Source organism: Kitasatospora sp. NPDC004614 (assembly GCF_042873675.1).
Classification (GTDB): Bacteria; Actinomycetota; Actinomycetes; order Streptomycetales; family Streptomycetaceae; genus Kitasatospora.
In genome coordinates, this window is the sequence record NZ_JBIALR010000039.1 from 1 (window position 1) to 1587 (window position 1587).

Below are 1587 nucleotides of genomic sequence, written 5' to 3' on the forward strand. Positions count from 1 at the left end.
GAGTTTGGGTGTCTGGTCGTTGTTTGAGAACTGCACAGTGGACGCGAGCATCTGTGGCCAAGTTTTTAAGGGCGCACGGTGGATGCCTTGGCACCAGGAACCGATGAAGGACGTGGGAGGCCGCGATAGGCCCCGGGGAGCTGTCAACCGAGCTTTGATCCGGGGGTGTCCGAATGGGGAAACCCGGCAGTCGTCATGGGCTGTCACCCGCTGCTGAACACATAGGCAGTGTGGAGGGAACGCGGGGAAGTGAAACATCTCAGTACCCGCAGGAAGAGAAAACAACCGTGATTCCGGGAGTAGTGGCGAGCGAAACCGGATGAGGCCAAACCTTGAGCGTGTGAGACCCGGCAGGGGTTGCGCTCAGGGGGTTGTGGGAAAGTTCTTCAGTCGTCTGCCGGCGGCTGGGCGAGTCAGAAACCGTATGGGTAGTCGAAGGACATGCGAAAGGTCCGGCGTAGAGGGTAAGACCCCCGTAGACGAAATCTGTACGGCTCGCTTGAGCTTCTCCCAAGTAGCACGGGGCCCGAGAAATCCCGTGTGAATCTGGCGGGACCACCCGCTAAGCCTAAATATTCCCTGGTGACCGATAGCGGATAGTACCGTGAGGGAATGGTGAAAAGTACCGCGGGAGCGGAGTGAAATAGTACCTGAAACCGTGTGCCTACAAGCCGTGGGGGCAGTCTTCGGACTGTGACTGCGTGCCTTTTGAAGAATGAGCCTGCGAGTTTGCGGTGTGTAGCGAGGTTAACCCGTGTGGGGTAGCCGTAGCGAAAGCGAGTCCGAATAGGGCGTTTGAGTTGCATGCCCAAGACCCGAAGCGGAGTGATCTAGCCATGGGCAGGTTGAAGCGCGGGTAAGACCGTGTGGAGGACCGAACCCACCAGGGTTGAAAACCTGGGGGATGACCTGTGGTTAGGGGTGAAAGGCCAATCAAACTCCGTGATAGCTGGTTCTCCCCGAAATGCATTTAGGTGCAGCGTCGTGTGTTTCTTGCCGGAGGTAGAGCACTGGATAGGCGATGGGCCTCACCGGGTTACTGACCTTAGCCAAACTCCGAATGCCGGTAAGTGAGAGCACGGCAGTGAGACTGTGGGGGATAAGCTCCATGGTCGAGAGGGAAACAGCCCAGAACACCGACTAAGGTCCCTAAGCGTGTGCTAAGTGGGAAAGGATGTGGAGTCGCAGAGACAACCAGGAGGTTGGCTTAGAAGCAGCCACCCTTGAAAGAGTGCGTAATAGCTCACTGGTCAAGTGATTCCGCGCCGACAATGTAGCGGGGCTCAAGCACATCACCGAAGTCGTGTCATTGCAGCAATACTCCCAACGGAGGCTGTGATGGGTAGGGGAGCGTCGTGTGCCGGGTGAAGCAGCCGAGGAATCGAGTTGTGGACGGTTCACGAGTGAGAATGCAGGCATGAGTAGCGATACAAGAGTGGGAAACTCTTGCGCCGATTGACCAAGGGTTCCTGGGTCAAGCTGATCTGCCCAGGGTAAGTCGGGACCTAAGGCGAGGCCGACAGGCGTAGTCGATGGACAACGGGTTGATATTCCCGTACCCGCTTTGAAGCGCCAACGCTGAACCAG

At 57.3% G+C, this 1587-nt stretch carries 1 rRNA gene (only partly in view); it reads left to right on the forward strand.

What is annotated here, in order from left to right:
* Positions 1-55: 55 nt before the first annotated feature.
* Positions 56-1587, forward strand: a 23S ribosomal RNA gene (locus ACFYST_RS36480) (it continues 1284 nt past the right edge of the window).